Source organism: Bacillus sp. FSL H8-0516 (assembly GCF_038635285.1).
Lineage (GTDB): Bacteria > Bacillota > Bacilli > Bacillales > Bacillaceae > Bacillus > Bacillus safensis.
In genome coordinates this window covers 2,957,995-2,982,660 of sequence record NZ_CP152051.1, presented here as the reverse complement: position 1 = coordinate 2,982,660, position 24,666 = coordinate 2,957,995, and the positions used below count along the sequence as shown (strand labels likewise).

Sequence of the window (24,666 nt, the reverse complement as noted above, 5' to 3'; positions counted from 1 at the left end):
TTTAGGAACAGAAAAGATGCTTTTAGAAATCACATATACAACCTATCTGCACTGTAGTATAATATTCCCGAAATTAGAAAAGAATTGACGAAAGAGATTTCGTTAAGCAGTACATAAACAGGGGGTTCACTCATGAAAAAGTTAACAGCTATTTGGCTATCGTTATTGCTTGTGATGGGTGTTTTAGCAGGATGTGCAGGCGCTGAGACAGATCACAAAGCAAAAGAGTCACAAAATAAAGAAACGGCCACTGCGGCATTTCCAGTATCAATAAAAGATGCAGCTGGCAAAACAGTTGAAATCAAAGAACAGCCTAAACGAATTGTTTCGTTAATTCCAAGTAATACGGAAGTTGCTTATGCACTCGGTCTTGGAGATAAAATGGTTGGACGATCAGACTTTGACAATTATCCAAAGGAAGTCGAAAAGGTAGAGAAGATTGGCGGACTTGAATTCAATGTCGAGAAGGTCATTTCCTTAAAGCCAGATCTTGTCTTAGCACATGCATCTCAGATGGGATCAAAACATGGATTTAAACAGCTTGAAGATGCAGGGATCCAAGTGCTGACTGTAAATGATGCAACGTCCTTTAAGGATGTGTACAAATCAATCAATATGATCGGTGAAGCAGCTGGCGTGAAAGAAGCATCAACAAAGCTTGTAGACAAAATGAAAACAAAGCTGAATGACATCAAGAAACAAGCAGAGGGGATTTCGAAAGATAAGCAAAAAACAGTCTTTGTCGAAGTGTCAGGTGCACCTGAAATCTATACAACTGGTAAAAATACATTTATGGATGAAATGCTTTCTGTTATCCATGCCAAAAATGCTGCAGGCGATCAAACTGGCTGGGTGCAAATGACGGAAGAATCGATTATCAAGCGAAATCCTGATGTCATCGTGACAATTGATGGTTCCAGCTTAGCTGATTTGAAAAAAAGAGACGGCTGGAATGCAATGAAAGCAGTGAAAGAAAAACAAGTCTTTCAATTGAATACGGATCTCGCATCAAGACCGGGACCGCGATTGGTTGAAGGAGTCGAGGCTCTTGCGAAAAACGTCTATCCTGATACGTTCAAATAAATTGACCATCGCATATACACTAAGTGTTTTACTTCTTGTGATGAGCATTGGAATGGGAATCTCCTTTGGAAGCTTAGGGATTCCCATTCCTTCTATTCTTCGTATATTTGTTCATGAACTATTCGGCGTGCAGTTTGGAACCATTGATTCCATCGATCGCAATATTATGATGAACATTCGGCTGCCAAGGGTCATATTAGCGGCATTAGTCGGAGCAGCACTTGCGTTATCTGGTGCAGCTTTTCAAGGTTTATTAAAAAATCCTCTTGCTGACCCTTATACGCTGGGGGTATCTCAAGGGGCATCAGTTGGAGCCGTAGCGACCCTGTTTTTCAGCTTGCAGCTCCCGCTTTTTGGCAGTTTCACACTGCCATTATTGAGTATGACAACAGCGCTTGTGACCCTCTGTCTCGTTCTCTTTTTTGCGCGTCTTGTTCATCGGGGGATGAGCATTTCTTCTTTAATTTTGACAGGAGTAATTTTCAGCTCTTTTTTGGGTGCGCTCATTTCATTGATGATTGCTTTAACAGGTGATGATCTAAAAGAGATCATTCATTGGCTGCTTGGCAGTGTGTCCATGAGGGGCTGGCGTTATATTGTGCTTTTTCTTCCTTTCTTTCTTATTGGGACCTTTGCGTTAATGTTGATGGGGCGAGATTTGAATGTGATGACGTATGGCGAGGAGAAGGCAAAGTTATTAGGTGTACATGTGAAAAGGAGCAAATATATTGTGCTGCTGGCGGGCTCGATCCTGACCGGAAGTGCAGTTGCGGTATCAGGGACGATCGGTTTTGTAGGACTTGTGATTCCGCATTTTATCCGCCTCTTAACTATCACGGACCATCGACATCTGCTGCCTTTGTCTATGCTGAACGGTGCTTCCTTTCTTGTATTAGCAGATGTGTTATCCCGTACCATCATCGAGCCGACTGAATTACCGATTGGCATCATTACTGCGTTAATTGGTGCACCTGTATTTGGCATCATCCTCATTCGTAAATATAGAGGGGGGACGCACATATGATTCAAGTGAAAGAAATCAGAGGTGGATATGGAGAGAAAGAGGTCATTCGTGGCATTAGTCTTGAAGTAAAGCAAGGAGAATTTCTCGGTATACTCGGCCCAAACGGGAGCGGTAAGACGACCCTGCTTAAAATGATGGCAGGAATTTTATCACCTAAGAGCGGTGAAGTACGCCTCGACGGTCACCTTGTTCAATCCTATCAGCCCAAGGCACTTGCGCAAAAAATGGCAGTTCTGCCGCAGAAAACGGACCAAGCTTTTTCATTTACGGTGGAAGAAACCGTCCAATTTGGTCGTTATCCATATCAAAAAGGGTGGCTGCAATCTGTCACGCAAGAAGATGTGCAGGTCGTCAGCAAAGTCATGGAACAAACGGGTGTTGCACAGTTTAAGAATCAATCCATCCATGAGTTAAGCGGAGGGGAACAGCAACGTGTGTATTTGGCACAGGCATTGGCGCAGCAGCCTGAATATTTATTGTTGGATGAACCAACCAGCTTTCTTGATTTAGCCTATCAAAAAGATTTGCTTGATTTAATTAAAGAAGAAACGACTTCCTCTAGATTAACGGTCATTGGTGTATTTCATGATGTGAACATCGCCAGTTTGTATTGTGATCGGCTGCTGCTGCTTCATGAAGGAAAGACTGACATGTTAGGAATGCCGCATGACGTCTTGACCACTGAACGAATCAACCGTGTGTATGAAACAAATGTGACACCGCTCCAGCATCCATTTAGGGCAAACCCTCAGCTGATGGTTGAGCCTGCAGCCTCTTCTAAAGCATCAATTGTAAACATAGCGGATGGCTGGAGGACATATGGCTCAGAAGGAATGACGTTTTCCATTAATCAGCCTCTTCGCATCCTTTCCTCACATAAGAAAAACGGCGGGTTCTTTTGGAAAAGGTCTATTGGAACGGGGACGAAGACGCTTCATGAGCAGCTAGAGTCAGCTGAAGATATGCTGTTTTTCGAGCAAGCTAACAGATTAGCACAATTTGCCTCAGAAGACGACGAAGACGATATGATCCTTTACGGCATACTTCAGCAGGAAGCGTTGACCATTTGGCTTATCCTAAAACGATCTTTAGCAGATGGCGCAGCTGTTCAGCTCATGGGGCAGCTTATGCACATCATCAAGCAAGAAACAAGTTATCCGATCCATCATCTGTGCATCGCTGCACCCAATACGCAAGAAACGGAAGATGCTGACCATTTACACGAAAGATTAGGACAAAAGGTACAAGGGCTTCTTCAAACGTTGAATGTCATTCAAAAGTGAACCAAAATGGTTCACTTTTTTGTTGAAAACATCAACAGCTGTATAAGAAATGGACAGATTATAGTGAAAAATCAAAAAAGTGTTGCTAAATAAATCAAAATAATTTTATAATAAATAATGTGAAAGCGCTTAATTTATAATATGTTTAAAAATGCAACATATAAGAAAGGGAGGATCATTTGAACATTCAAGGGATTATACCAGCTATTTTGACACCGCTTACTGAGGAAGAACATTTTCATCCCGAAGTGGCAACGCAATTAGTGAATCATTTGATCGAGTCAGGTGTACACGGCATCTTTGCTTTAGGCACAAATGGAGAGTTTCACTTGTTTTCAGAGGAAGAAAAGCTTCAAATTGCTGAAACTGTCGTGAAGGCTGTTGGCAGACGAGTGCCGGTATTCATTGGAGCAGGTGAGAATAGTACGGAGGCAACCATCAGACTGTCAAACAAACTGGCAGATCGAGGGGTAGATGTTCTGTCTATCATTACACCTTACTTTGTTGCACCAACCCAAGAAGAGCTGTATGAGCACTTTCGCCACATATCTGAGAATGTGAATATCCCGATTCTGCTTTATAACATTCCATCGAGAACAGGCGTATCTCTAGCACCAGAGACGGTTGCGCGGCTCAGTGCACTGCCGAATGTGCTAGGTATTAAAGATAGCAGTGGAAACATTGAAAATATCAAGGCATATTTGGATGTCACAAAAGATGAAGATTTTGTTGTTCTTGCAGGTACAGACTCACTCATTTTGGAGACATTGAAACTCGGCGGAGCAGGGGCGGTCGCAGCAACTGCAAATGTACTGCCTGAAACTGTCGTTGGACTCTATGAATCTTTTCAAAAAGGGAAGCTTGACGAAAGTGAGCACTTCCAGAAGCAGCTGCAGCCATTAAGAGCAACATTCGGTTTAGGGACATTACCAGCACCTTTGAAAAAGGCAGCAGAGCTTTATGGAATTCCGGTTGGCCCGCCCAGAAGCCCTGTAAAAGAGCTGTCAGGTGAGGCATTGGAAGCTGTGGCACAAATGGTTGAAGACTATCGCAAACAAGGAAAAGCGGCAAAGGAGTAGTGAAGAGATGACGATCACGCATTATCACTTTCAGACGGCATTACACATTGTATCTGGCGCAGGTTCTTTAGACCTTCTTGGGGAGAAATTAGATAGTTTAGGACTTAGCGGACTCACATCCATTTTTATATTAACGCAGCCATCTATCGTATCACTTGGTTATGCAGATCACATCAAAAGAGAACTTGCGAAAAAGGGGATAGCAAGTGAGATAAGTACAGAAATCAAACCTGAACCAACAGAAGAAAATATCGAGGGCGTATTCCACACCTTTTTAAAAGGAGAGCATGACGCCATTATTGGCATTGGTGGCGGGAGTGTCCTTGATGCTGCAAAAATTCTAGCTGTTCTTAAGACAAACGATCAGCCGATTTCTGCTCTCGTTGGCACAAACCTTGTGGAAAAAAGGGGAGTGCCGACGATTCTAATTCCGACAACTTCTGGTACGGGATCTGAGGTGACACCAAATGCAATTGTGACTTTTCCAGAAAAGGAACTGAAAATTGGAATGGTTAGTCCGCATCTTTTGCCAGACCTTGTCATCTTAGATCCTGCACTTACTCTCAACTTGCCGAAATCTATTACCGCAGCTACGGGTATGGATGCTTTTACGCATGCGCTTGAATCTTATATTTCAAATAAAGCCAATCCATTCAGTGACATGTTTGCCTTGGAATCGATGCGGCTGATTTCAGGAAGTATTCAGGAAGCGTATCATCACGGGGATCATATGAAGGCAAGAGAAAATATGCTTGTTGGTGCTATGTATGGGGGAATGGCGCTTACAAGTGCCGGAACTGCGGCTGTTCACGCCATGGCTTATCCATTAGGGGGGAAATACAAGATTTCTCATGGTGTTGCTAATTCCATGCTGCTTCCGCATGTCACTGCTTTTAATGCAGATCATATCAATGATCGGCTTGAACATGTGGCAAGAGTAATAGGACTAGCGGGAGCTCACACAAAGCAGGAGCTTGCAGATCGTGTGATTCATCAAATTGAAGAATGGACAGCGGATTTACACATTCCACAGCAGCTCAAAGCTTTTGGCGTGTCGAAGGAGGATGTACCGGCACTTGCTCAAGCAGCTTCAGAGGTGAAGAGATTAATGGACAACAATCCAAAGCCAATGTCTGTTTCCGAAATTGAACAGGTATACATGAAACTGCTTGACGCTTAATGCTTCATTGGGATGGGACATGAGAAGTTGCTTCACACGGCTTGCACACAAAGGGGGATTTTAAATGAATGTCTTAAGCAGTTCTGTCATCACATTTATTTTGATCGTCATTATTCTCTATATACTATTTACGACTTGGCTGACGATGCGTTTCCGCAGTAAATCCAATTCAGAATTTAACAATGCTGCTAAGTCACTTCCAGCCATTGTAGTCGGTATCTTGCTCATGAGTGAATTCATTGGAACGAAATCCACTGTTGGAACTGCAGAATCTGCCTTTACGCATGGGCTTTCTGCTTCATGGTCTATTGTGACCGTCGCTATCGCCTTTTTTATTTTTTCATTTTTCTTAGTAGGCAAGTTTTATCGAACAGGGCAGTACACCATTTCAGGTATTATCGATCAGAAGTTTGGAAAATCAACGAAGCTAGTTGTTTCTGTTATTATGATTGCTGCATTACTGCTTGTGAATCTAGGAAACTATTTAAGTGGGTCAGCTGCTATTGCATCCATTTTAGGGCTTCCTTTAATGACCTGTGCGATCATTACGGCCGTTGTGAGTACATTTTATTTTACATTCGGAGGAATGAAAGGGGTAGCATGGGTCACGATCCTTCATTCGATCGTGAAGTATGCGGGAATTTTAATTACACTAGGGGTAGCCCTTTATTTAACAAAAGGCTTTGAACCGATGAAACAAACGATGCCTGATCATTTCTTTACATGGGACGGGACAATTGGTTGGGGGACAATTGGAGCTTGGTTTATAGGAAACATGGGCGCCATCTTTGCTACGCAGTTTATTATTCAAGCAATCACCTCGTCGAAAAGTGAGCGTGAGGCAAAGAAATCGACACTTTATGCAGCTCTGCTTTGTTTGCCGCTCGCCGTTGCGATTGGTGTGATCGGTGTAGCTGCACATTATTTGTATCCAGACATTGATCCTATTTATGCCTTCCCTGTCTTTTTACAGCATATGAATCCAATTTTGAGTGCCATTGTGGCAACATCGCTTGTGGCATCCATCTTTGTCGGTGTGTCGACGGTCGCGCTTGCGACGACAACCTTAATTATGGATGATTTTTATGTACCGAAAATGAATCCAACACCAGAGCAGAGAATGAAAATCACGAGGTATGTGGCTGTACTCGTTGGAATTGTGCCTCTTGTCGGAGTGGCACTTGCGCCAGAGCTGCTGTCCCTTTCCTTTTTTACAAGGGCGCTTCGAACATCGATTGCCGTTGTAGCAGCAATGGGCTTTTACTTGCCATACTTTAATTCAAATAGAGGGGCGACCATTGGCCTTGCTGCTTCAGGTGTTACCACGACGGTTTGGTATTTACTCGATAATCCGTTCGGTATCGATAATATGTATATTGCCATTATCATTCCTTTCCTTGTGTTGGTAATCGATCGACTTATCAGTCCGCCTGCTAAAAAGGATCAATCATTGAAAGGAGAATTGTCATGACAAATGAAGAGACTGTGATGAAAATAGATGGAATTTTGCGACAAAATGAACAAGATACAGAGAGAAAAGAAGCCTTTCTGCCAACAGACTGTGTGCAAAATCATGCGGCCAATCTACTTGAGCTGGATAATGGAGATGTATTATGTGTTTGGTTTGGCGGAACGCAGGAGGGAATACCTGATATCTCAATCTATATGTCGAGACTCAAACGGGGAAGTAACAAGTGGACAAAGCCAGTGAAGTTATCTAAAGATCCTGCACGCTCTGAACAAAATCCAGTTCTGTTTCAAGAGGAAAATGGCAGGCTATGGCTGCTGTATACCGCGCAGCTATCTGGGAATCAAGATACCGCCATCGTGCGATACCGGCTATCAGAGGATAGAGGTGAGACATGGGGTGAGATTGATACTTTGTTTGAACAGCCGGGTACGTTTATACGGCAGCCGATTGTTGTACTGGATAATCAAGATTGGCTGCTGCCCGTCTTCTATTGTAAGACCATTCCAGGCGTCAAATGGACAGGGAACCGGGATGTCAGTGCTGTGAAAATTTCATCCGACCAAGGAAAGACATGGGAGGAGGTCATTGTACCAAACAGCACGGGCTGTGTTCATATGAATATTGGAAAGTGTGCAGACGGGTCCCTCATAGCCCTCTTTAGAAGCCGGTTTGCTGATTCGATTTATATCAGCCGTTCCGTCGATCATGGACGGACATGGTCTGAGCCAAAGGCGACGGAGCTGCCCAATAATAATTCATCCATTCAATTTACAGTGCTCCAAAATGGGCATCTTGCCCTAGTCTATAATCATATCAATGCGGATGAGCAAACAGAAAGAAGAGCTTCTTTATACGATGAAATTGAGGATGAAGGCGATACGCGCACGGCGGTTGATACAGAAGCACGTCCAGCGTTTTGGGGAACACCGCGTGCACCAATGACTTTGGCGCTCTCTGAGGATAATGGTCATACATGGCCTATCAGACGTAACCTTGAAGTGGGTGATGGATATGCGATGACAAACAATTCAAAGGATAAACTAAATCGAGAGTATTCTTATCCATCCATCACGGAAGGAAAAAACGGGAAGCTGCATATTGCGTTTACGTATTATCGGCAGGCGATCAAATATGTGTGTGTGACAGAAGAATGGGTCAATCGCACTTCTTAACTGCAAGAGGGCCCTGCTTCTGGTGAATTGTAACCCTCATTTGCTTCATTTATAATTGATGTTTGGAGGGTTGTCCCCATTTTCTATCGGCTGGACTCCCTCAAGGTATGTCTCATGATGAAGAGATAAAAAATGGGGGTCCTTTTCATGAATATCAAAGTGTTAGGTGTTGCGCCGTATAAAGGGTTGGGAGATGTGTTAATCGACCTTGCCAAAGAAGAAAAAAATATCACATTCCAGCTTGTAGTCGGAGATCTTCGGTCTGGGGTTGCTCTCGCAGAACAAGCAGAAGCTCAAGGGATGGATATCATTATGAGCCGGGGCGGAACAGCTGCGCTCATTCAAAAACATGTGAACATCCCAGTAGTGGATATCCCCGTGTCAGGGTACGACTTGCTTCGTGCCTTAACGCTGATAAAAGATTATCAAGGTAAAAAAGCGGTCGTGGGTTTTGAAAATATCACTCAAGGTGTCCGCACCATTGGGGAATTATACGGAATTAAAATTGATATTTACACAGTGCAGCAAGAGGAAGAGGTATGGGATCTCTTAAAACAATTACAAGATCAAGGGACACAGGTTGTGCTTGGAGATGTCATTACAGATAAAGCGGCTAAAGAGCTGGGAATGCAGAGTATGCTCATTACATCAGGTCGTGAATCGGTCAAAGAAGCATTTCATCAAGCAAAACAAATGTATCGTTTATATAAAGAGGCGACAGCTGAACAGCGTCTTTTTCGTGAAATGATTGATCAAGAGCCAAAAGGCATGCTGATCGTCGATCCACACAACAAACTTCATTTTATGAATCAACAAATGAAACAATGGACAGAAAAAGGATTATTTGCTCCATCTACTTCTCATGCCGATGTGATTACATGGTGTCCAGCACTTGAACCGGCACTAAAGGCGATTCGAGAAGGGAAACAAAATGGTTATTCTCAAATATCTCATCAGCAACAAGTGTGGCATGTCAAAGGAAGCATGCTATCGAAAGGCGAGTTGCTTGTCACGATTGAAAGGCCTTCGGCTGTGATGAATCAAGAAGGTCATCGTATTTGGACGCTTGCGTCGCCTATTCATTCAGAACATCCATTTGCTCTTTTTACAGAACAGAGCCCGAAAATGAAAGATGTGATCAAAAGGGCAAAAGCGTTTAGCCAAACGGAGCGCTCGATTTGCCTGTATGGTGAACAAGGAACTGGTAAATCAAGCCTTGCATTTGCCATCCATCAAATGAGCGAGAGGAAAGATGAGAGCTTTACGACGGTACATTGCAGACGTTTGATAGAACCGGAAGATTTAAAATCAATCCCTCTGCATCAAAAAGGGACGATGTTTCTAAAGGATATTGAGAGCGTTCCAATGGATATACAGCAGCTCATTGCAGGGCAGATGCATCATCATCAGAATATTCGCTGGATGGCTGCGTCTCAAGTGGATTTGTTCAAATTGATGCAATCTGGAGCGTTTTGTGAGGAATTATATACAGGCTTACAGGAGCTCACAATTCATGTCCCTCCGTTATCTGAACGGCCAGAAGATATTGAGGACATGAGCAGGTTATTTATTGCGGAACTAAATTCCCTTTACGGGACGCAGGTGGTTGGGCTGTCAGCAGATGTGATTGAAGCCTTTCAACACCAGAAATTCAGAGAAAATGTCAGGCAGTTCAAGCGGATCATTGAGGAGCTTGTGCTGACGACAAAAAGTGGATATATCACGTTGAATAAGGCAAAGGCAGCAATTGATCAGCTTGCTTTTGAAAATGAAGAAAAACAGCTGTCCAGCTATTTGAATGGAACGCTTGATGAAATTGAAAGACGGATTATCAAAACGGTGCTGGAAGAAGAAAATATGAATCAATCAAAGGCGGCAAAGCGGTTGAATATCAATCGTACGACGCTATGGAGAAAGCTAAAGGAATAATATGTAATGAGGCCGAGGTGTCTAAATGACAAACGATCTATTAAAAAAAGGAGCGAAACTAGAGCAAAAGGTAATCATTGTGGCGGATGATTTGACAGGTGCCAACGATACAGGTGTTCAATTTGTCAAAGCGGGCTTCACAGCCTCTGTCCTGTTTCAGCCGTCATTTGAAAGCATTGACAGGTATAAAGAGGATGTGCTGATTGTGGATACCGATTCACGAAGTATGTCTTCAGAGAACGCCTACCATGAGGTCAGCCAAATGGTGCAGCCATTTCTCCAAGATGAATCGCACCTTTTCTTTAAAAAAATAGATTCAACATTAAGAGGCAATATAGGAATTGAACTGCAAGCACTAATGGATATTGGCCTATTTGATGCGGCGGTTATCGCACCTGCCTACCCAGATGCACAAAGAGCAACCAATAATGGCATACATTATGTGGAAGGAGTGCCTGTTCATCTGTCAGAGGCAGCAAAGGATCCGAAAACACCAGTTTTGACATCCAGCATATCAGATTTAATTGAGGAGCAGACGAACGTCAGACCAAAAAACCTTTCTCAACAAACAATCGGCGAAGAGCTAAAAGTAACGAGTGATGAGGTATCATCCTTATTGAAGCATGGTCACCAATGGTTTGTGTGTGATGCAGAAACAAGTGATGATTTAGGGCGGATTGTGGAAGTGTTTATGAAGATGGATAAAAGAATACTATGGGTCGGTTCAGCGGGACTAGCTGGTGCATTATCGGCATATGTCGCTAAACATAGAAATACTTCTCGCCTTAAAAAACAGAGACCTGTCCTCATCGTATCTGGAAGTGCCTCTCAAAAAACAAATGAGCAGTTTGCTTATTTAAGAGAAACTCACGATTGTTTTGAGATAAAAGTGAACCCGCTGAATGTATTAAACGGCCGTGAAGCATGGGAACGAAAATCAGTTCTCGATCAACTGCGTAAGCGTCAGAACGAAGATATTCTCCTTTACACAGATGCACGGCCAGAGATGGTTGAAAAGATGCTGGTTTACGGAGAAAAGAAAGGGCTGTCAAGACAAGAGGTTGGAAGTGCTTTGTCCGTCTTTCTTGGAATGATCACAAAAGACATTGTCACATTATCAGGAATGAGACGACTTTTCCTAACTGGTGGAGATACAGCGCGGGCGATTTGCCAAGAGCTTGGAGCAGGAGGTATTCGGCTGCTGAAAGAAATTGAACCTGGCATCCCGCTCGGTCAGCTCGTTGATACGAATTTATATGCGGTTACGAAAGCAGGAGCTTACGGTCAAAAAAATTCAGTACTCCACGCGGTAGAAGTGCTGAAAAAGATAGAGGGGGAAGTCGAATGTCAAAACCAATCATTGCTGTAACGATGGGAGATGCGGCTGGTGTTGGTCCTGAAATTATTTTAAAAGCTTTTCAGCAAACGCGTTTACATGAAGAAGCCGTTCTATTTGTGATCGGAGATACCAGTATATTAAATAGGGCAAAAGACTTTGTGAATACAGATGTGGAGATTGTAAGTATCAAAGAACCAGAGGAAGCGGAGCAGGTGAAAGCCGGAGCAGTTCCGTGCTTAGACCTTAAGCTCTTAACGAACGAGATTCCAATTGGGGACATATCAAAAGAAGCAGGAAATGCTGCTTTCCGATATCTTGAAAAAGCCATTAGTCTTGCAAATGACCGTAGAATTGACGGCATTTGCACAGCGCCGCTAAACAAAGAAGCACTTCATAAGGCAGGTCATATGTATCCAGGACATACAGAAATTTTAGCTGACCTGACAGGTACAGAAGATTATGCGATGATGCTGGCGGCCCCTAACTTAAAGGTAGTTCATGTCACCACACATATTGGATTAATGGATGCCATTTTAAAGATTAATCCTGAGCGTGTATACACGACGATTAAGCTGGCACATGATACACTCGTCCGTTCTGGGATCTCTGCTCCTAAAATCGCTGTATGCGGGATTAACCCGCACGCTGGGGAGAATGGGTTGTTTGGGAACGGAGAAGAAGAGGAGAAGATCATCCCAGCGGTTGAACTAGCGCAGGAAGAAGGGATTCAAGTATTTGGGCCGCTGCCTGCTGATACCTTGTTCTTTAGGGCAGTAAGAGGTGACTTTGATATCGTTGTGGCGATGTATCATGATCAAGGGCACGGACCGATTAAGGTGCTTGGCTTAGAGTCGGGTGTAAACATTACAGTTGGACTGCCGATTATCCGTACAAGTGTCGATCATGGGACAGCATTTGATATCGCAGGAACAGGAAAAGCTGATTCTGCGAGCATGGAAGAAGCTATTAGACAGGCCATCATGCTTTCTGGTACGAGAGAAAATCAATATGAAAAGAAAAAGAGCCTCTAAGAGAGGCTCTTTTTTTCTAGTTCATATACGTTCCGCCATTCATATTGATGGTTTCTCCTGTGATAAAATCCGACTGGTCAGAAGCTAAAAATGTCACAACATTTGCGACTTGTTCTGGTGTTCCAATCGTTTTCAAAGGAATTCTATCTAAAACCGAACGCCGGTATTCATCGCTCCACTGTTTGCTCATGTCTGTTTCAATTGGACCAGGGCAGACAGCATTCACATGAATGTGGTGTTCTGCTAATTCTTTGGCAAGATGCATGGTTAAATAATTGATGCCTGCCTTTGATGCACCGTATGCAGGTGATGCATTGTGATGAGGGGTTTTGCCAGTTGTAGAACTCATATTAATAATCTTTCCGCCTTGTTGTTTGATCATGTCAGGAATGACCGCTTGGCACATGAGGAACGTGCCGGTCAAATTAATATCAATTAATCGTTTCCACTCATCAAGGGATGTCTCGACTGTTGATTTTCGTAAATTGATCCCAGCATTGTTGACCAGCAGATCAATCTGTCCAAAATGTGTTTTCGCTTGCTCCACGAGTGAAGAGGCTGTCTCTGGTAAACTAGCATCACCAGCAACATAAACGGCTCGTTTCTCTTTTTTATTCAGTGAGGAGCAAACCTCTTGCAGCAGCATGTCGTTCGTTCCATTGAGAACGACGCGCACTCCTTCGCAGGCAAGTGCCTCTGCAATGGCGCGGCCAATTCCTCTGCTTGCACCTGTAATGATTGCTACTTTATTTTGTAAACTCACGTACATCCCACCCCATCTCTCATAATTAAAAAGCGCTTTCATTCATTATAAAACGTGGTGTTTCATCATTCAACATATATAAGGGGTTTGGAGTGATTTTCAGTAAAAGTGTTTCATAATAAAACAAATACATCTTTTTAACTTCAGGTTATACTAAAAGGACAAAGCAGTAGAAAAGGGGGCAAACCGTTGAAACTTTATACGAAAACCGGGGATCAGGGCCAAACAGGCTTGATCGGAGGAAGAGCCGATAAAGATGATGTGAGAGTAGAGGCGTATGGTACGTTAGATGAGGCGAATAGCTTTATTGGACTCGCGCATGCAAAATTACGGCAGCATGGCGAATTGTTTCCGGACCTTTTGTCAGAGCTGATCGTTATACAGCATGAGCTGTTTGACTGCGGGGGTGATTTGGCAGCAGTCAAACCACGTAAAGAAGGCAAATTAACAGAAGCCTCTGTGACAGTCCTTGAGGAAAGAATGGATGTCTATGTAGAAGAGGCTGAGCCGCTTACTAAGTTTATTTTACCGGGTGGTCAGGAAGGCGCTGCTCTCTTACATGTAGCGCGGACAGTCGTCAGAAGAGCCGAGAGGCATATTGTGACGCTTGCAAAACAGGAGGAGATTCCAGCCGTTGCTCTCTCATACGTAAACCGTCTATCCGATTATTTATTTGCAGCCGCTCGAATTGTGAATTATCGGCTTGGTGAAGCTGATGTTGAATATGAACGAAGTGCCGATGTGTTTCGTTCTAAATAAGGAAAGCACTCTTCATAGAAGAGTGCTTTTTTATTAGGTTCTGCTTCTTAGTCTGAGCATTGTTACGACTCTAGTCGCAATCAAAGATCAATCTGTGACACGTTTTGCCGGCTTTCTTTTTTGATTATAGTTAAAGCAAGGAGCAAGAAAGGAGGCATGAAGATGAAAATAACAAGTAAAACCATTATCGGTTCAATTTTATTGTTTGTCGGTTTATCCATCTTCTTTGGTGGTTCATTAGGTGGGCTGATCCCGGTTTTGATTGGTGCAGGGCTCATCTATGTAGGTGTTAAAAAATACGAAAAAAGCAGTACAACCTTAGGTGTCATTCTAGCAGTCATTGGTGTACTGATCGTCGTGCAATTTCTGCCGTTTATACTCGGCATCGCATTTGCAGGGGTACTTCTTTATTTTGGCTGGTCGATGATCAATGGTGAATCTACCGAAAAATCATCAAGCAGAGCCTATATGGAGCCAAACACGGCACCTAATACGGAAGAACCGATTCATACGTCTTTTGATCAAGAATGGGAAGACTTTTTAAAGAAAAAATAAAGGGAGGAATATCAAATGGTATTAAGAAGAGTAAGAGATATGTTTGTTGCAACTGTCAATGAAGGTTTAGATAAATTGGAGAATCCGCGTGTCATGCTGAATCAATACGTTCGTGATATGGAGGATGATGTTGCGAAAGCGAAACATGCCATCATCAAACAGCAAACGATTCAGCAAGGCTTCCTGCGAAAAGCAGAAGAGACGGAAGCATTTGCTGAAAAGCGAAAGAAACAGGCCGAGCTGGCATATCATGCGGGAGAAGAGGAGCTTGCACGAAAAGCGCTCACAGAAATGAAGTATTTTGAAGAAAAGCACAACGAATACCAGGAAGCCTACCAGCAATCTGTGAAACAATTGAAAGAGCTGAAAGAGCAATTGCAGCACTTAGAAACGAAGCTGCGTGATATAAAAGACAAGAAGCAGGCACTGATTGCAAGAGCCAATGCCGCACAGGCAAAGCAGCATATGAATGATTCCATCAATAAAGTAGACAGTGAAAGTGCATATAAAGAGTTTCTTCGAATGGAGAACCGTATTGAAGAAATGGAAACAAAAGCAGGCAGCTATGCACAATTTGCAGATCAAGGGGCATACGCTCATTTAGACTACGCCGATGAGGTTGAAAAAGAATGGCAGAAGCTGAAGCTTGAGAAAAAGCCTGAACAGCAGCAAGCAAACGTATAGAGGTCAAATCGGAAGAAAAGCAGGCTTTTTCTTCCGATATTTGATTTCTTTCTGTTTCGCTTTTCCTTATAATGAAAAGGTCAGAAGATAAAGGGATGGTATAAATGAAGCGATTAATCGGTCTAATTTGTATACTTGTAGGTATCTTTTTAATGATTGGCATGCTTTTCAAAAATGAAAATCTCTTTCATTTAAGTTTTTCCCGTGAAAAACCAGTGACAACAGCTTCAGCGAAAAAAGAGGAGATTGATCAATTAGATATTTCTCTTTCTGGGTTTCGCGTGAAGGTAAAACCTGAAAATCGTTCCGATATCTCGGTGACTGCTGTCAATGGAAAAGGGAAAATGTATGCGGAGCAAACAGGCGGTACGTTCAAAATTCGTGCTGAAAATAAAAGCTTCTTGTTTTTTACTCAATTTGAAAAAGGAGAGCTTTTAGTTAAAATTCCAACAGATTATCATAAAAATGTGAAGATTACGGGTGGAAGCGGCGTCAGTGAGATTGACGGAGAAGGAAAGCTGTCCCTTCAAGATGTGATACTTAAATCAACGAGCGGAAACCTCACAGCTGAGAATTTCTCAGCAAAAAATGTAGAAATCAAAGCAACCTCTGGCAGACTGGCAGTGTCGCACATTGATGCGAAGGATAGTGATATTGGGGCAACTTCAGGGCGTGCCGATATTAATGATGTCAAAGGCGAGCTGCAATTGGGCATGACAAGCGGCCGATTGACAGCAAGTTTTGATACAATTGAGTCACCTGTCTCCTTTCATATGACATCAGGGAGTGCGAAATTTAATTTGCCAGATGACGGAGATTTCAACGTTCAGGTGAAAAAAACAAGTGGAAGCGTCGATCACTCGTATGACTTTGATCAAGTGGATAGTGAAGGTCGAGGCTTTACAGGTACGCGGGGAAAAGGGACACATGTAGTCGATATTGAAATGACAAGTGGTAACCTCAAGCTGCGGTAATGAATGAAAGAAAGGAAGGAGGCGAGTCAACTGCGTTTTACAAGGAATCAAATTTTAGGCATCATTGTTGTGATATTTGGTATTAATTTATTTCTCAAAATTATTGGGATCGGAGCAGATTTGTTTTGGCCTGTGTTTTTTGCGCTGGCGGGTTATTGGCTGCACTCACGATCCAAACGTTGGCTCGGTTCAGTTTCCTATATTTTTGCCGGCTTTCTCTTCTTAAAATTTCTGCTCAATATTACATTTAGTTTAACAGGTTACCTATTTGCGGCCTTTTTGATTTATGCCGGCTACCGCTTATTGAAAAATAAACCTGTTTTTGATGTCGATAAAAAGGAAACATCAGACGACGGGAAGCCTTCACTGAAAGTCAATCTTGAAAAAAAGAGCGATCAGAAGAAAACAAAAAGCCAGACAAAGCCGCGCAAAGAGCATGACTTTTTTATTGGTGAAGTCAGGCTGATGAAAAAGCCGTTTCAATTAAGTGATTTGACGATTTCAGGTTTTATTGGCGATGTTAAAATCGATTTATCAAAGGCGATCATCGCAGAAGAAGAGAGTACGATCGTGATTAGCGGGCTGATTGGAGATGTGGATATTTACGTACCGCAGGATATTGAAGTATGTGTGAGTGCTTCCGCCGCGATTGGTGATATGAAAATCATAGATGAAAAAAGAAGCGGGTTCGGCAGTAAAGTGTACGTGATGACCAACGATTACGATGAGAGCAAACGAAAAGTGAAAATCTCCATCTCTCTGCTGATCGGAGATGTGGATGTGAGATACTTATGAGGAAATTGCATTTAGGTCTCCAGTGGCAATCTGTTCGTCTTGGCGTCGGTATCTCGCTCGGTGTTGTGACGATGACGACCCTGCCGATGTTTTTTTATTATCAGCTTGATCCAATGATCCTGCTTTCTACCCGCTGGTTTGGCATACCGTTTTTTTGTATTTTACTCATCGTTAGTCTTGCGATTGGGATTTCTGCCGGGAGTGTATTTGGCTATCAGCATAAGAAACGCCTCGATCAGCTTGTTGAGTCGATTTTGAAATTTGAAAATGGAAACTTTGCATATAGACTGCCGTCTCTTGGCGACGATGAAATTGGCTTAGCCGCCGATCAATTAAATGAAATGGCGAAGCGGGTCGAAGGGCAAGTAGCCTCTTTGCAAAAGCTTTCAAATGAACGGGCTGAATGGCAGGTTCAAATGAAGAAATCGGTCGTCTCAGAAGAGCGGCAGCGGCTTGCACGAGAGCTCCATGATGCGGTCAGTCAGCAGTTATTTGCGATTTCAATGATGACTTCAGCTATTCTTGAAGGCATGAAGGAAAAGGACGAAAAGATATTAAAGCAAATGCAGCTTGTCGAACGAATGGCTGGCGATGCACAAAATGAGATGCGTGCTCTTCTGCTTCACCTAAGACCGATCACGCTAGAAGGAAAAGACCTGAAAAAAGGCTTAATTGAGCTGCTAAATGAATTCCAAGCAAAGCAGCCGATTGATATTGATTGGGAAATCGAAGATGATGTTCCGTTATCTAAAGGAGTAGAGGACCACCTCTTCCGAATTGTGCAAGAAGCCCTGTCTAATGTATTTAGGCATGCAAAGGCGACAAAGGTAACTGTGCGCCTGCTCATAAGAAACCGGCAAGTGCAGCTAAAGATTATTGATAATGGTATCGGCTTTCAAACAGATCATGTGAAGACAGCCTCCTACGGACTTGAATCGATTCGAGAGAGAACAAGTGAAGTAGGCGGTGTCGCAGAGATTATGTCATTTGAGGGAAAAGGCACACAAATTGATGTGAAGGTCCCCATTTTTGATGAAGGAAAAGGAGAGAACGTTCGATGATTCGAGTGCTTTTAATCGACGATCACGAAATGGTGAGAATGGGTCTTGCGGCCTTTTTAGAGGCGCAGGCTGATATTGAAGTCATTGGTGAAGCGTCAGATGGACAAAAAGGTGTAGAGCTAGCCGTTGAGTTAAAGCCAGATGTGATTTTAATGGATCTTGTCATGGAAGGGATGGATGGCATCGAAGCAACGAAAAGAATTTGTCAGGAAATTGAAGATGCCAAGATTATCGTTCTGACGAGCTTTATTGACGATGATAAAGTCTATCCGGTGATTGAGGCGGGTGCTCTAAGCTATTTATTAAAAACATCCAAGGCAGGAGAAATTGCTGATGCCATCAGATCAGCAAGTATCGGTGAACCAAGACTTGAATCAAAAGTGGCTGGAAAGGTCATGAATAAACTCCGTCATTCATCAAATGGGTCCATCCTTCACGATTCATTAACAGCAAGAGAAATGGAGATCTTGAAGCTGATTGCGGATGGGAAATCGAATAAGGTCATTGCCGAGGAATTATTTATTACAATTAAGACGGTGAAGACCCATATTACCAACATTCTTTCCAAACTTGATGTGGAAGATCGAACGCAAGCGGCTGTGTATGCGCACCGTCATAAGCTGATTCAATAAAAAAACAGCTTTCAAGTGAAAGCTGCTAGAACATGCGTAAAATTAGTCCTTCTGTCCTGTGATCGGACGTTCGGATAGTTGATGGAGCTCAGGAACTGGAAAAGCCTCCTGCTCCTTGGCCGATTTTTCTTCCAGGGTTTTCTTCATTTCGGATAAAAGCTTTACGCTCTCCTTTGCTGCTGCCGCTTTTTTTTCCTGCAAATCAATGATCTGTGAAAGTCCGACGAATAAACCGCCTCCCAACAGAAGGAGCGCAGGGGTTTGTCCATAATAAACCACGATCAAAAATGTGCTTGAAAAGCTGTCGGCTTCAATGAAGAAATCTTCTTTTGATTGCGTGAATACAACGATTAACAGAAGTATCCCTAGAATCAAAAATAGAATGCCGGCCGAAAGTAAAGCTCGTTTCATGATTGACACCCTTTTTTTCTTACCATTTTAACACACTCTATAAAGATTGTGTTGCGCCCTTAGTCCCGAAGTCACGGATTTTCACATTTGCCTTGTAACGAATGTCCGATTCACTAAAAATTTCATCCCAATGCTTCGCTTCTTTTCGAAAGTCCTTCGGATACGCAATACTCGCTTTTTGAGAAAACCCGCAAATATCTGCTTTGATCTCATGTTGTAATTCCCCAATGAAATCTTTTACGTTTTTCTCTAATTGACGCTCCACTGCACCCTCAATCTCTTGAAGATACTTTTCATTAAATGAGTTTTCACGCTCATTCCAATCCTCAGACAACCTTCCTTCAAGCGCCACTGACACATTAAATTGATATTTTCCGCTCGCTGTTTTATTCGTTTCAATGTTATGTTTCAGTTTAAAAATCTCAAACGAATAGATGCTGTGATCATATTCAAATTCAATGACTCCGCCTTTTCCGTCCCCAGTCAACAGATTGTATGACTGCACGGCTAACGGAGAGATGCTGGTGAGAAATCGTCTGTTCTTAATAATAGAGGCTCCATCGAGTATTAATTTCCCTTGATCCACACCGACTTTCGGAACAGCAAAAGATACGTTGTTTTGCATAGCAGAAGAAATATCTCCTAATGAAACGGGCTTGAACATACGTATGGTCGATTTTGTATTCCCAGAAATATCATATAATGTAGAAGAAGCTGGCTGCCCATCGTCATTGATTTTCAGCAAGTCCCCAGGCTTTTCTGAGGTCATAAAGACGAGGCTTCCTCTCCGCGTTTCATTGTCGCGAATAAATTGATTAATGACGAGGTCGAAATTATTCTCATTGATAAGTTCCTCAGAAAATAAATACACCCTCAGCTGCTGGGCGAAAATCCGGTGACTTTTGAGCGTCGTTGTTCGGAATATTTGATGTACGGAATCACCACTCGTTTCTATAATCTTTGTTGGGTCTTTTACGCTGGATTCTTGTTCAATTTTTTGAGGAACAAGGACTTGCATTGATATTTTAAGCTTATGACCGTCATCTCCTTTATCTAAGCCATAACCAATCGCCATGTTGAGTTCCTCAATATTGGTACTATCCCAGCATCCACTTAATAGAACAAGGGTCATTAATGCAAAAACCACTTTCTTTTTCATGCCGCTTTCCGCCTCCTTTTCAAAAATACGATGATAAATAAGAGAAACGGGAGAATGCCGAATAAAAGGAAAAATAAATTGTTCACATAGGTTAAATAATCACGCACTGTATCAACATCCTTTGGGAAAACGGCGGCAAAGTAGATGACAATTCCCATCAACGTGAGTACGACTTTTTTGGGTAATTTTGTTAGTTTGGATACCCCCATTGCAGCAAAAAACGTATATCCTACAAAGCTCGTATAAAGCTGAACAAGCCAAACGATAAGCAAAAAAGATTCAATCCGCTCAATAAAGATCCCCTGTATATCGAACGATTGAAATAAAGCAATCGTCGGCCAAGTCAACGTCGCAGTTTCTTTCACCGTGAACGCACCAACGACAAGAATATAGGTGAATATATAAATGATCGCAGGAATCAAAAAGCCGATTGCGCCATAAGCAAAGGTGTGTTTTTGCGTGTTCATATAGACAGGCATAAACAGCATCATTTCAATACCGACAAACGAAATGGCTGATGCATTAAAGGATTTGAAGACAGGGGAGAAGCCCTCGCCTAAAACAGGCCGGAGGTTATCTAACTTAAACTCTTGAACACTGAGTCCGTAAGCAATAAATAAGATAATTAGGGTGACAATGAGGAAAAAAGGGCACAGTCTGGCAAAATCACCAATCCCGCCGACGACAAGATAAAGACCGACCAAAATAAAGCTGATCATTGTCACCGCTACTGGAGTGTTTTGAAGCAAAAAAAACTTCACCATTTCCGACATAGCCCGCACTTCATAGCTGGCAACGCCGAGAAAATAAATAATAATGAGCAGGTTAGCAAGGGCACCGATCCACTTGCCAAGCCCCTCGTTCGTATAATCATAGTAAGAGGAGAAGGGGACTTTTTTCATCATAAGGACATTCGCAAAAATAAATACAATGTAAATGCCACTCATGAGTAAGAGCGCAATCCAGCCGTCAGGTGTAGCTGCAGCCTGAGCCATTGCTCTTGGCAGAATCATCATACTTGCACCTAATGTTGTATTGGCAATGATGGCACTTGCCTGATAGCTGGTGATCGACTCTTTATGATTGACCATATCGTTCTCCTTTCTTTTGATTTTTTAAAGGCAATCGAATGATGGAATTGTCTTCGTTTTTATAGCTGAACACAAAATCTGGTGAGAAATAAGGCGTCCCAAAACTTTTTTGCCGTGTTAAATGAGTAAGGAGAACGAGCATGAACAGCACAATCCCATATAAACCAAAGGTAGCTGCTGTAAACATGGACACAAACCGGAGCACGCGGAACGACATGCCCATCCCATATTGCGGGACAGTGAATGATGCGAGGGCAATCACACTGACGATAATCACCATGATCGAGCTCACAATATGAGCCTGAACGGCCGCCTGCCCGATGACAACTCCGCCTACAAGTCCAATCGTTTGCCCGAGCGGATTTGGCAGCCTTAAACCGGCTTCCCGCAGCAGCTCAATCGTTATCTCCATGATCAGTGCCTCCACAATAGGCGGAAAGGGGACATTTTCTCTAGTGCTTGAGATTGAAATAGCAAGAGTTGTTGGTAAAAGCCCTTGATGGAAGGACACAAGTGCAATATAAATGGCTGATAAAAATAATGTCAGAAAGATAGAGGTAAACCGCAGCATCCGAATGAGAGAGGCAGCGATCCATCTTTCATAATAATCATCAGGTGATTGCATAATCGTCGCGAGAGAAGCAGGTACAATTAACACAAAAGGAGAATGATCAACAAAAATGGCGACACGTCCATTATTTAAAGCAGAGGCCACTTTATCCGGCCGTTCTGTGTTTTGTATTTGCGGGAAAGGCGAGTACACATTGTCTTCAATCAGTTCCTCAAGAACACCGGAGTCTTGTATATCATCAATGGTGACTTGCTTGAGTCGTTTTTTCACTTCTTTTAAAACAGACGATTGAGCCATACCGTCAATGTACATGATGGTCACTTGGGTGTACTTTTTTTGACCAATCTTCATGTCGACGGTTTTTAGATCGGGGTTTTTCAAGCGCTGTCTTACAAGAGCTAAGTTCGTATCTAAATCTTCAATAAAGCCAATTTTCGGTCCTCTCACAACTGTTTCAGAGGTAGCATCCCCTATACTGCGTTTCTTTGTTCCGTGCGTTTCTAAAATATACGCATGCTGAAATCCGTTAATCAGAACAACACAATGCCCATCAAAAATCGCATCGACCAATTCCTCAGAGGTTTTCACCGAACGTGTGGTCATCATCGATAAATTGGATTCTAACTTCTCTTTTGTGAGAGACGTATGATCTTGGAGAAGCAGCTTTAAAAAGGTTTGAATCTCCATCTTTTCGTTCATTTCTTTTATGTATAAATAGTAAACCACCTGTCCGTGAGGCAGCGTTTTTTTCTCATGGACCAAATCGTCCATTTCCTTTAATTGCGGAAGAATGACGGAGAGATTATCGTATAAGTGCTCTTTTAATGGAGTCTGATTCATTCGGATCACCCGCCTCAAATCTTTTTCTTAGCATTACCTGCTTGAAAAAACAATATTCTGTGTTACATTATTTTGTGGTAAAAGAAAGAATGAGGGTTTTGGAGGAAACAAGATGGCACAGATTCGTTTAGCAGGAACAAAAGAGGAGATCGACCGTATTCTACAGTCGTTTGACAAGCATTATGAGGTGACATATACATCAAAGAATTACGGAAAAACGAACCCAAAATACAAATATTCGAAGGATGTTCGCGTTTATATTGAACTAAAATTAAAATAAAGATAAAATTTTAATTGAAAACGCTTAAAGGATTTTCGTTTTTTGTATAGAATAGAGTTGAGTGATGAGAAGCTATGGAGGGATACATAATGACAGAATTTAGAATCGAAAAAGATACAATGGGCGAAATCAAAGTGCCGAAGGACAAGTTCTGGGGTGCACAAACACAACGAAGCAAAGAAAATTTCAAAATCGGTTCTGAGAAAATGCCAAAGGAAGTTGTGAATGCGTTTGCAATTTTGAAACGTAGCACAGCGATTGCGAACGAGCGTCTTGGCAACCTTGAAAGCGAAAAAGCAGAAGCTATTGCTGCTGTATGTGATGACATCATCAGCGGAAAGTATGACGAGCATTTCCCGCTTGTTGTTTGGCAGACAGGCAGTGGAACACAAAGTAACATGAACATGAACGAAGTCGTTGCAAACAGAGCAACTGCTTATTTGAAAGATAAAAATAGCGAGTTCAGCATTCACCCGAATGATGACGTTAACCGCAGCCAAAGCTCAAATGATACATTCCCAACGGCTATGCACGTGGCAGCTGTTTTAGCTGTGTACAAAAAATTGCTGCCTGCTATTGACCAGTTAAGAACAACTCTTGATGAGAAAGCAAAAGCGTATCAAGAGATTGTGAAAATCGGCCGTACGCACTTGCAGGATGCAACACCGCTGACAGTTGGCCAAGAGATTAGCGGCTGGGTATACATGCTGGACCGTTCAAAAGAAATGATTCTAGAATCAACTGAAAAAATGAGAGAATTGGCCATTGGCGGAACGGCTGTTGGTACAGGCATTAACGCACATCCTGAGTTCGGTCAATATGTTGCTGAGGAAATTAGCCAGCTGACAGGTCAAACATTCAATTCTTCACCAAACAAATTCCATGCGCTGACAAGTCATGATGAAATTACGTATGCACACGGAGCCTTAAAAGCACTTGCAGCTGACTTAATGAAAATTGCCAATGATGTGAGATGGCTTGCAAGTGGTCCTCGCTGCGGAATTGGTGAATTGATCATTCCTGAAAATGAGCCGGGAAGCTCCATTATGCCAGGAAAAGTCAACCCAACCCAAAGTGAAGCTTTAACCATGATTGCAGCACAAATCATGGGGAATGATGCCACAATCGGTTTTGCAGCAAGCCAAGGAAACTTTGAGCTGAATGTATTTAAGCCAGTCATCATTTATAACTTCCTGCAATCAGTTGAACTACTTGCTGACGGCATGAACTCATTCCATGACAAGTGTGCAGTTGGAATCGAACCAAACCTTGAAACGATTGAGAAAAACTTGAACAATTCATTGATGCTTGTGACGGCACTAAACCCGCACATCGGATATGAAAATGCAGCGAAAATTGCGAAGCTTGCGCACAAAGAAGGATTAACACTAAAAGAAGCAGCACTTCAATTAGAGCTTTTAACAGAAGAGCAGTTCGAGCAATTTGTGAAACCAGAGGAAATGGTGAAACCGAAAGCAAAATAAGAAACCAGGGGCGGCT

General features: G+C 42.6%; 24 protein-coding genes. 19 read left to right on the top strand and 5 right to left on the bottom strand.

Features of this window, described 5'->3' with window-relative positions; all coding sequences use genetic code 11:
- The first annotated feature begins 132 nt into the window (after window positions 1-132).
- The 10 genes from MHB67_RS15245 (at window position 133) to pdxA (ending at window position 12,591) form a co-directional block, all read left to right on the top strand.
- Entirely contained in the window at window positions 133-1,083 is a 951-nt protein-coding gene (locus MHB67_RS15245) for an ABC transporter substrate-binding protein (protein ID WP_342492612.1), read from the top strand.
- Entirely contained in the window at window positions 1,049-2,107 is a 1,059-nt protein-coding gene (locus MHB67_RS15240; protein WP_044331320.1) for an iron ABC transporter permease, read from the top strand. Before MHB67_RS15245 ends, MHB67_RS15240 begins: the two co-directional genes overlap by 35 nt.
- Window positions 2,104-3,390, top strand: a complete 1,287-nt coding sequence (locus MHB67_RS15235; protein ID WP_342492611.1) for a heme ABC transporter ATP-binding protein — start codon at window positions 2,104-2,106, stop codon at window positions 3,388-3,390. The genes MHB67_RS15240 and MHB67_RS15235 overlap by 4 nt, the downstream gene beginning before the upstream one ends.
- A gap of 179 nt (window positions 3,391-3,569) precedes the next feature.
- Complete coding sequence (gene dapA / locus MHB67_RS15230; RefSeq protein WP_044331316.1) at window positions 3,570-4,469, top strand: 4-hydroxy-tetrahydrodipicolinate synthase; 900 nt, start codon at window positions 3,570-3,572, stop codon at window positions 4,467-4,469.
- 7 nt (window positions 4,470-4,476) lie between these two features.
- Entirely contained in the window at window positions 4,477-5,649 is a 1,173-nt protein-coding gene (locus tag MHB67_RS15225) for an iron-containing alcohol dehydrogenase (protein ID WP_342492610.1), read from the top strand.
- A 64-nt stretch (window positions 5,650-5,713) separates the two neighbouring features.
- A complete protein-coding gene (locus MHB67_RS15220; protein WP_024426026.1) occupies window positions 5,714-7,120 on the top strand; it encodes a sodium:solute symporter family protein in 1,407 nt (468 codons plus the stop codon).
- The gene (locus MHB67_RS15215; RefSeq protein ID WP_342492609.1) at window positions 7,117-8,292 is read left to right on the top strand and encodes an exo-alpha-sialidase; all 1,176 of its coding nucleotides are present in this window, start codon (window positions 7,117-7,119) and stop codon (window positions 8,290-8,292) included. The genes MHB67_RS15220 and MHB67_RS15215 overlap by 4 nt, the downstream gene beginning before the upstream one ends.
- A 147-nt stretch (window positions 8,293-8,439) precedes the next feature.
- Entirely contained in the window at window positions 8,440-10,221 is a 1,782-nt protein-coding gene (locus MHB67_RS15210; RefSeq protein ID WP_342492608.1) for a PrpR N-terminal domain-containing protein, read from the top strand.
- A gap of 25 nt (window positions 10,222-10,246) precedes the next feature.
- Window positions 10,247-11,590, top strand: a complete 1,344-nt coding sequence (locus tag MHB67_RS15205; protein ID WP_342492607.1) for a four-carbon acid sugar kinase family protein — start codon at window positions 10,247-10,249, stop codon at window positions 11,588-11,590.
- Window positions 11,566-12,591 (top strand): 4-hydroxythreonine-4-phosphate dehydrogenase PdxA, encoded by a 1,026-nt coding sequence (pdxA, locus tag MHB67_RS15200; RefSeq protein WP_025094125.1) that lies wholly within the window; start codon window positions 11,566-11,568, stop codon window positions 12,589-12,591. Before MHB67_RS15205 ends, pdxA begins: the two co-directional genes overlap by 25 nt.
- A 16-nt stretch (window positions 12,592-12,607) precedes the next feature.
- Here pdxA and MHB67_RS15195 read toward each other — a convergent pair whose 3' ends face one another.
- Entirely contained in the window at window positions 12,608-13,354 is a 747-nt protein-coding gene (locus tag MHB67_RS15195) for a 3-oxoacyl-ACP reductase family protein (protein ID WP_024423430.1), read from the bottom strand.
- Between the two features lie 189 nt (window positions 13,355-13,543).
- Here MHB67_RS15195 and MHB67_RS15190 point away from each other — a divergent pair, with 189 nt between their 5' ends.
- The 7 genes from MHB67_RS15190 (at window position 13,544) to MHB67_RS15160 (ending at window position 18,814) form a co-directional block, all read left to right on the top strand.
- Window positions 13,544-14,113: a cob(I)yrinic acid a,c-diamide adenosyltransferase gene (locus tag MHB67_RS15190; RefSeq protein WP_024426020.1), complete on the top strand. Its 570-nt coding sequence runs from the start codon at window positions 13,544-13,546 to the stop codon at window positions 14,111-14,113.
- Window positions 14,114-14,275: 162 nt separating this feature from the next.
- Window positions 14,276-14,668 carry a membrane protein gene (locus MHB67_RS15185; protein WP_024423428.1) on the top strand — a complete coding sequence of 131 codons (393 nt, stop codon included), beginning with the start codon at window positions 14,276-14,278 and terminating at the stop codon, window positions 14,666-14,668.
- 15 nt (window positions 14,669-14,683) lie between these two features.
- The gene (locus MHB67_RS15180) at window positions 14,684-15,352 is read left to right on the top strand and encodes a PspA/IM30 family protein (protein WP_024423427.1); all 669 of its coding nucleotides are present in this window, start codon (window positions 14,684-14,686) and stop codon (window positions 15,350-15,352) included.
- Between the two features lie 104 nt (window positions 15,353-15,456).
- Complete coding sequence (locus MHB67_RS15175) at window positions 15,457-16,326, top strand: DUF4097 domain-containing protein (RefSeq protein ID WP_024423426.1); 870 nt, start codon at window positions 15,457-15,459, stop codon at window positions 16,324-16,326.
- Between the two features lie 3 nt (window positions 16,327-16,329).
- Window positions 16,330-17,121: a cell wall-active antibiotics response protein LiaF gene (gene liaF / locus MHB67_RS15170; protein WP_185853824.1), complete on the top strand. Its 792-nt coding sequence runs from the start codon at window positions 16,330-16,332 to the stop codon at window positions 17,119-17,121.
- On the top strand, window positions 17,118-18,182 hold the full coding sequence (liaS, locus tag MHB67_RS15165; RefSeq protein WP_024426016.1) for a two-component system sensor histidine kinase LiaS: 1,065 nt from the start codon (window positions 17,118-17,120) through the stop codon (window positions 18,180-18,182). The genes liaF and liaS overlap by 4 nt, the downstream gene beginning before the upstream one ends.
- The gene (locus tag MHB67_RS15160) at window positions 18,179-18,814 is read left to right on the top strand and encodes a response regulator transcription factor (protein WP_024423423.1); all 636 of its coding nucleotides are present in this window, start codon (window positions 18,179-18,181) and stop codon (window positions 18,812-18,814) included. Before liaS ends, MHB67_RS15160 begins: the two co-directional genes overlap by 4 nt.
- A 42-nt stretch (window positions 18,815-18,856) precedes the next feature.
- Here the strand turns inward: MHB67_RS15160 and MHB67_RS15155 are convergent, their stop codons facing one another.
- Genes MHB67_RS15155 through MHB67_RS15140 form a run of 4 tightly spaced genes read right to left on the bottom strand, consistent with a single transcriptional unit; the run spans window position 18,857 to window position 22,886 of the window.
- Window positions 18,857-19,225, bottom strand: coding sequence for a hypothetical protein (locus MHB67_RS15155; protein ID WP_041107739.1), 369 nt, complete (start codon window positions 19,223-19,225; stop codon window positions 18,857-18,859).
- Between the two features lie 37 nt (window positions 19,226-19,262).
- The gene (locus tag MHB67_RS15150; RefSeq protein ID WP_133744589.1) at window positions 19,263-20,384 is read right to left on the bottom strand and encodes a Ger(x)C family spore germination protein; all 1,122 of its coding nucleotides are present in this window, start codon (window positions 20,382-20,384) and stop codon (window positions 19,263-19,265) included.
- Window positions 20,381-21,475: an endospore germination permease gene (locus tag MHB67_RS15145; protein ID WP_044331290.1), complete on the bottom strand. Its 1,095-nt coding sequence runs from the start codon at window positions 21,473-21,475 to the stop codon at window positions 20,381-20,383. The genes MHB67_RS15150 and MHB67_RS15145 overlap by 4 nt, the downstream gene beginning before the upstream one ends.
- Complete coding sequence (locus MHB67_RS15140; RefSeq protein WP_024423419.1) at window positions 21,462-22,886, bottom strand: spore germination protein; 1,425 nt, start codon at window positions 22,884-22,886, stop codon at window positions 21,462-21,464. The genes MHB67_RS15145 and MHB67_RS15140 overlap by 14 nt, the downstream gene beginning before the upstream one ends.
- Before the next feature lie 112 nt (window positions 22,887-22,998).
- Here MHB67_RS15140 and MHB67_RS15135 point away from each other — a divergent pair, with 112 nt between their 5' ends.
- Together MHB67_RS15135 and fumC are read left to right on the top strand one after the other, a co-directional pair.
- A complete protein-coding gene (locus MHB67_RS15135; protein WP_122632046.1) occupies window positions 22,999-23,166 on the top strand; it encodes a YvzF family protein in 168 nt (55 codons plus the stop codon).
- Window positions 23,167-23,255: 89 nt separating this feature from the next.
- Window positions 23,256-24,650, top strand: coding sequence for a class II fumarate hydratase (gene fumC, locus MHB67_RS15130; RefSeq protein ID WP_044331286.1), 1,395 nt, complete (start codon window positions 23,256-23,258; stop codon window positions 24,648-24,650).
- The last annotated feature ends 16 nt before the right edge of the window (window positions 24,651-24,666 follow it).

What these genes read in the sequence shown, in the direction of transcription:
- MHB67_RS15180 (WP_024423427.1), top strand. Translation starts at nt 14,684, where the DNA reads ATGGTATTAAGAAGAGTAAGAGATATGTTTGTTGCAACTGTCAATGAA.
- pdxA (WP_025094125.1), top strand. Translation starts at nt 11,566, where the DNA reads ATGTCAAAACCAATCATTGCTGTAACGATGGGAGATGCGGCTGGTGTT.
- MHB67_RS15185 (WP_024423428.1), top strand. Translation starts at nt 14,276, where the DNA reads ATGAAAATAACAAGTAAAACCATTATCGGTTCAATTTTATTGTTTGTC.
- MHB67_RS15160 (WP_024423423.1), top strand. Translation starts at nt 18,179, where the DNA reads ATGATTCGAGTGCTTTTAATCGACGATCACGAAATGGTGAGAATGGGT.
- MHB67_RS15225 (WP_342492610.1), top strand. Translation starts at nt 4,477, where the DNA reads ATGACGATCACGCATTATCACTTTCAGACGGCATTACACATTGTATCT.
- MHB67_RS15175 (WP_024423426.1), top strand. Translation starts at nt 15,457, where the DNA reads ATGAAGCGATTAATCGGTCTAATTTGTATACTTGTAGGTATCTTTTTA.
- MHB67_RS15210 (WP_342492608.1), top strand. Translation starts at nt 8,440, where the DNA reads ATGAATATCAAAGTGTTAGGTGTTGCGCCGTATAAAGGGTTGGGAGAT.
- MHB67_RS15155 (WP_041107739.1), bottom strand. Translation starts at nt 19,225, where the DNA reads ATGAAACGAGCTTTACTTTCGGCCGGCATTCTATTTTTGATTCTAGGG.
- MHB67_RS15150 (WP_133744589.1), bottom strand. Translation starts at nt 20,384, where the DNA reads ATGAAAAAGAAAGTGGTTTTTGCATTAATGACCCTTGTTCTATTAAGT.
- fumC (WP_044331286.1), top strand. Translation starts at nt 23,256, where the DNA reads ATGACAGAATTTAGAATCGAAAAAGATACAATGGGCGAAATCAAAGTG.
- MHB67_RS15245 (WP_342492612.1), top strand. Translation starts at nt 133, where the DNA reads ATGAAAAAGTTAACAGCTATTTGGCTATCGTTATTGCTTGTGATGGGT.
- liaF (WP_185853824.1), top strand. Translation starts at nt 16,330, where the DNA reads ATGAAAGAAAGGAAGGAGGCGAGTCAACTGCGTTTTACAAGGAATCAA.
- MHB67_RS15205 (WP_342492607.1), top strand. Translation starts at nt 10,247, where the DNA reads ATGACAAACGATCTATTAAAAAAAGGAGCGAAACTAGAGCAAAAGGTA.
- MHB67_RS15235 (WP_342492611.1), top strand. Translation starts at nt 2,104, where the DNA reads ATGATTCAAGTGAAAGAAATCAGAGGTGGATATGGAGAGAAAGAGGTC.
- MHB67_RS15135 (WP_122632046.1), top strand. Translation starts at nt 22,999, where the DNA reads ATGGCACAGATTCGTTTAGCAGGAACAAAAGAGGAGATCGACCGTATT.
- MHB67_RS15145 (WP_044331290.1), bottom strand. Translation starts at nt 21,475, where the DNA reads ATGGTCAATCATAAAGAGTCGATCACCAGCTATCAGGCAAGTGCCATC.
- MHB67_RS15215 (WP_342492609.1), top strand. Translation starts at nt 7,117, where the DNA reads ATGACAAATGAAGAGACTGTGATGAAAATAGATGGAATTTTGCGACAA.
- liaS (WP_024426016.1), top strand. Translation starts at nt 17,118, where the DNA reads ATGAGGAAATTGCATTTAGGTCTCCAGTGGCAATCTGTTCGTCTTGGC.
- MHB67_RS15140 (WP_024423419.1), bottom strand. Translation starts at nt 22,886, where the DNA reads ATGAATCAGACTCCATTAAAAGAGCACTTATACGATAATCTCTCCGTC.
- MHB67_RS15220 (WP_024426026.1), top strand. Translation starts at nt 5,714, where the DNA reads ATGAATGTCTTAAGCAGTTCTGTCATCACATTTATTTTGATCGTCATT.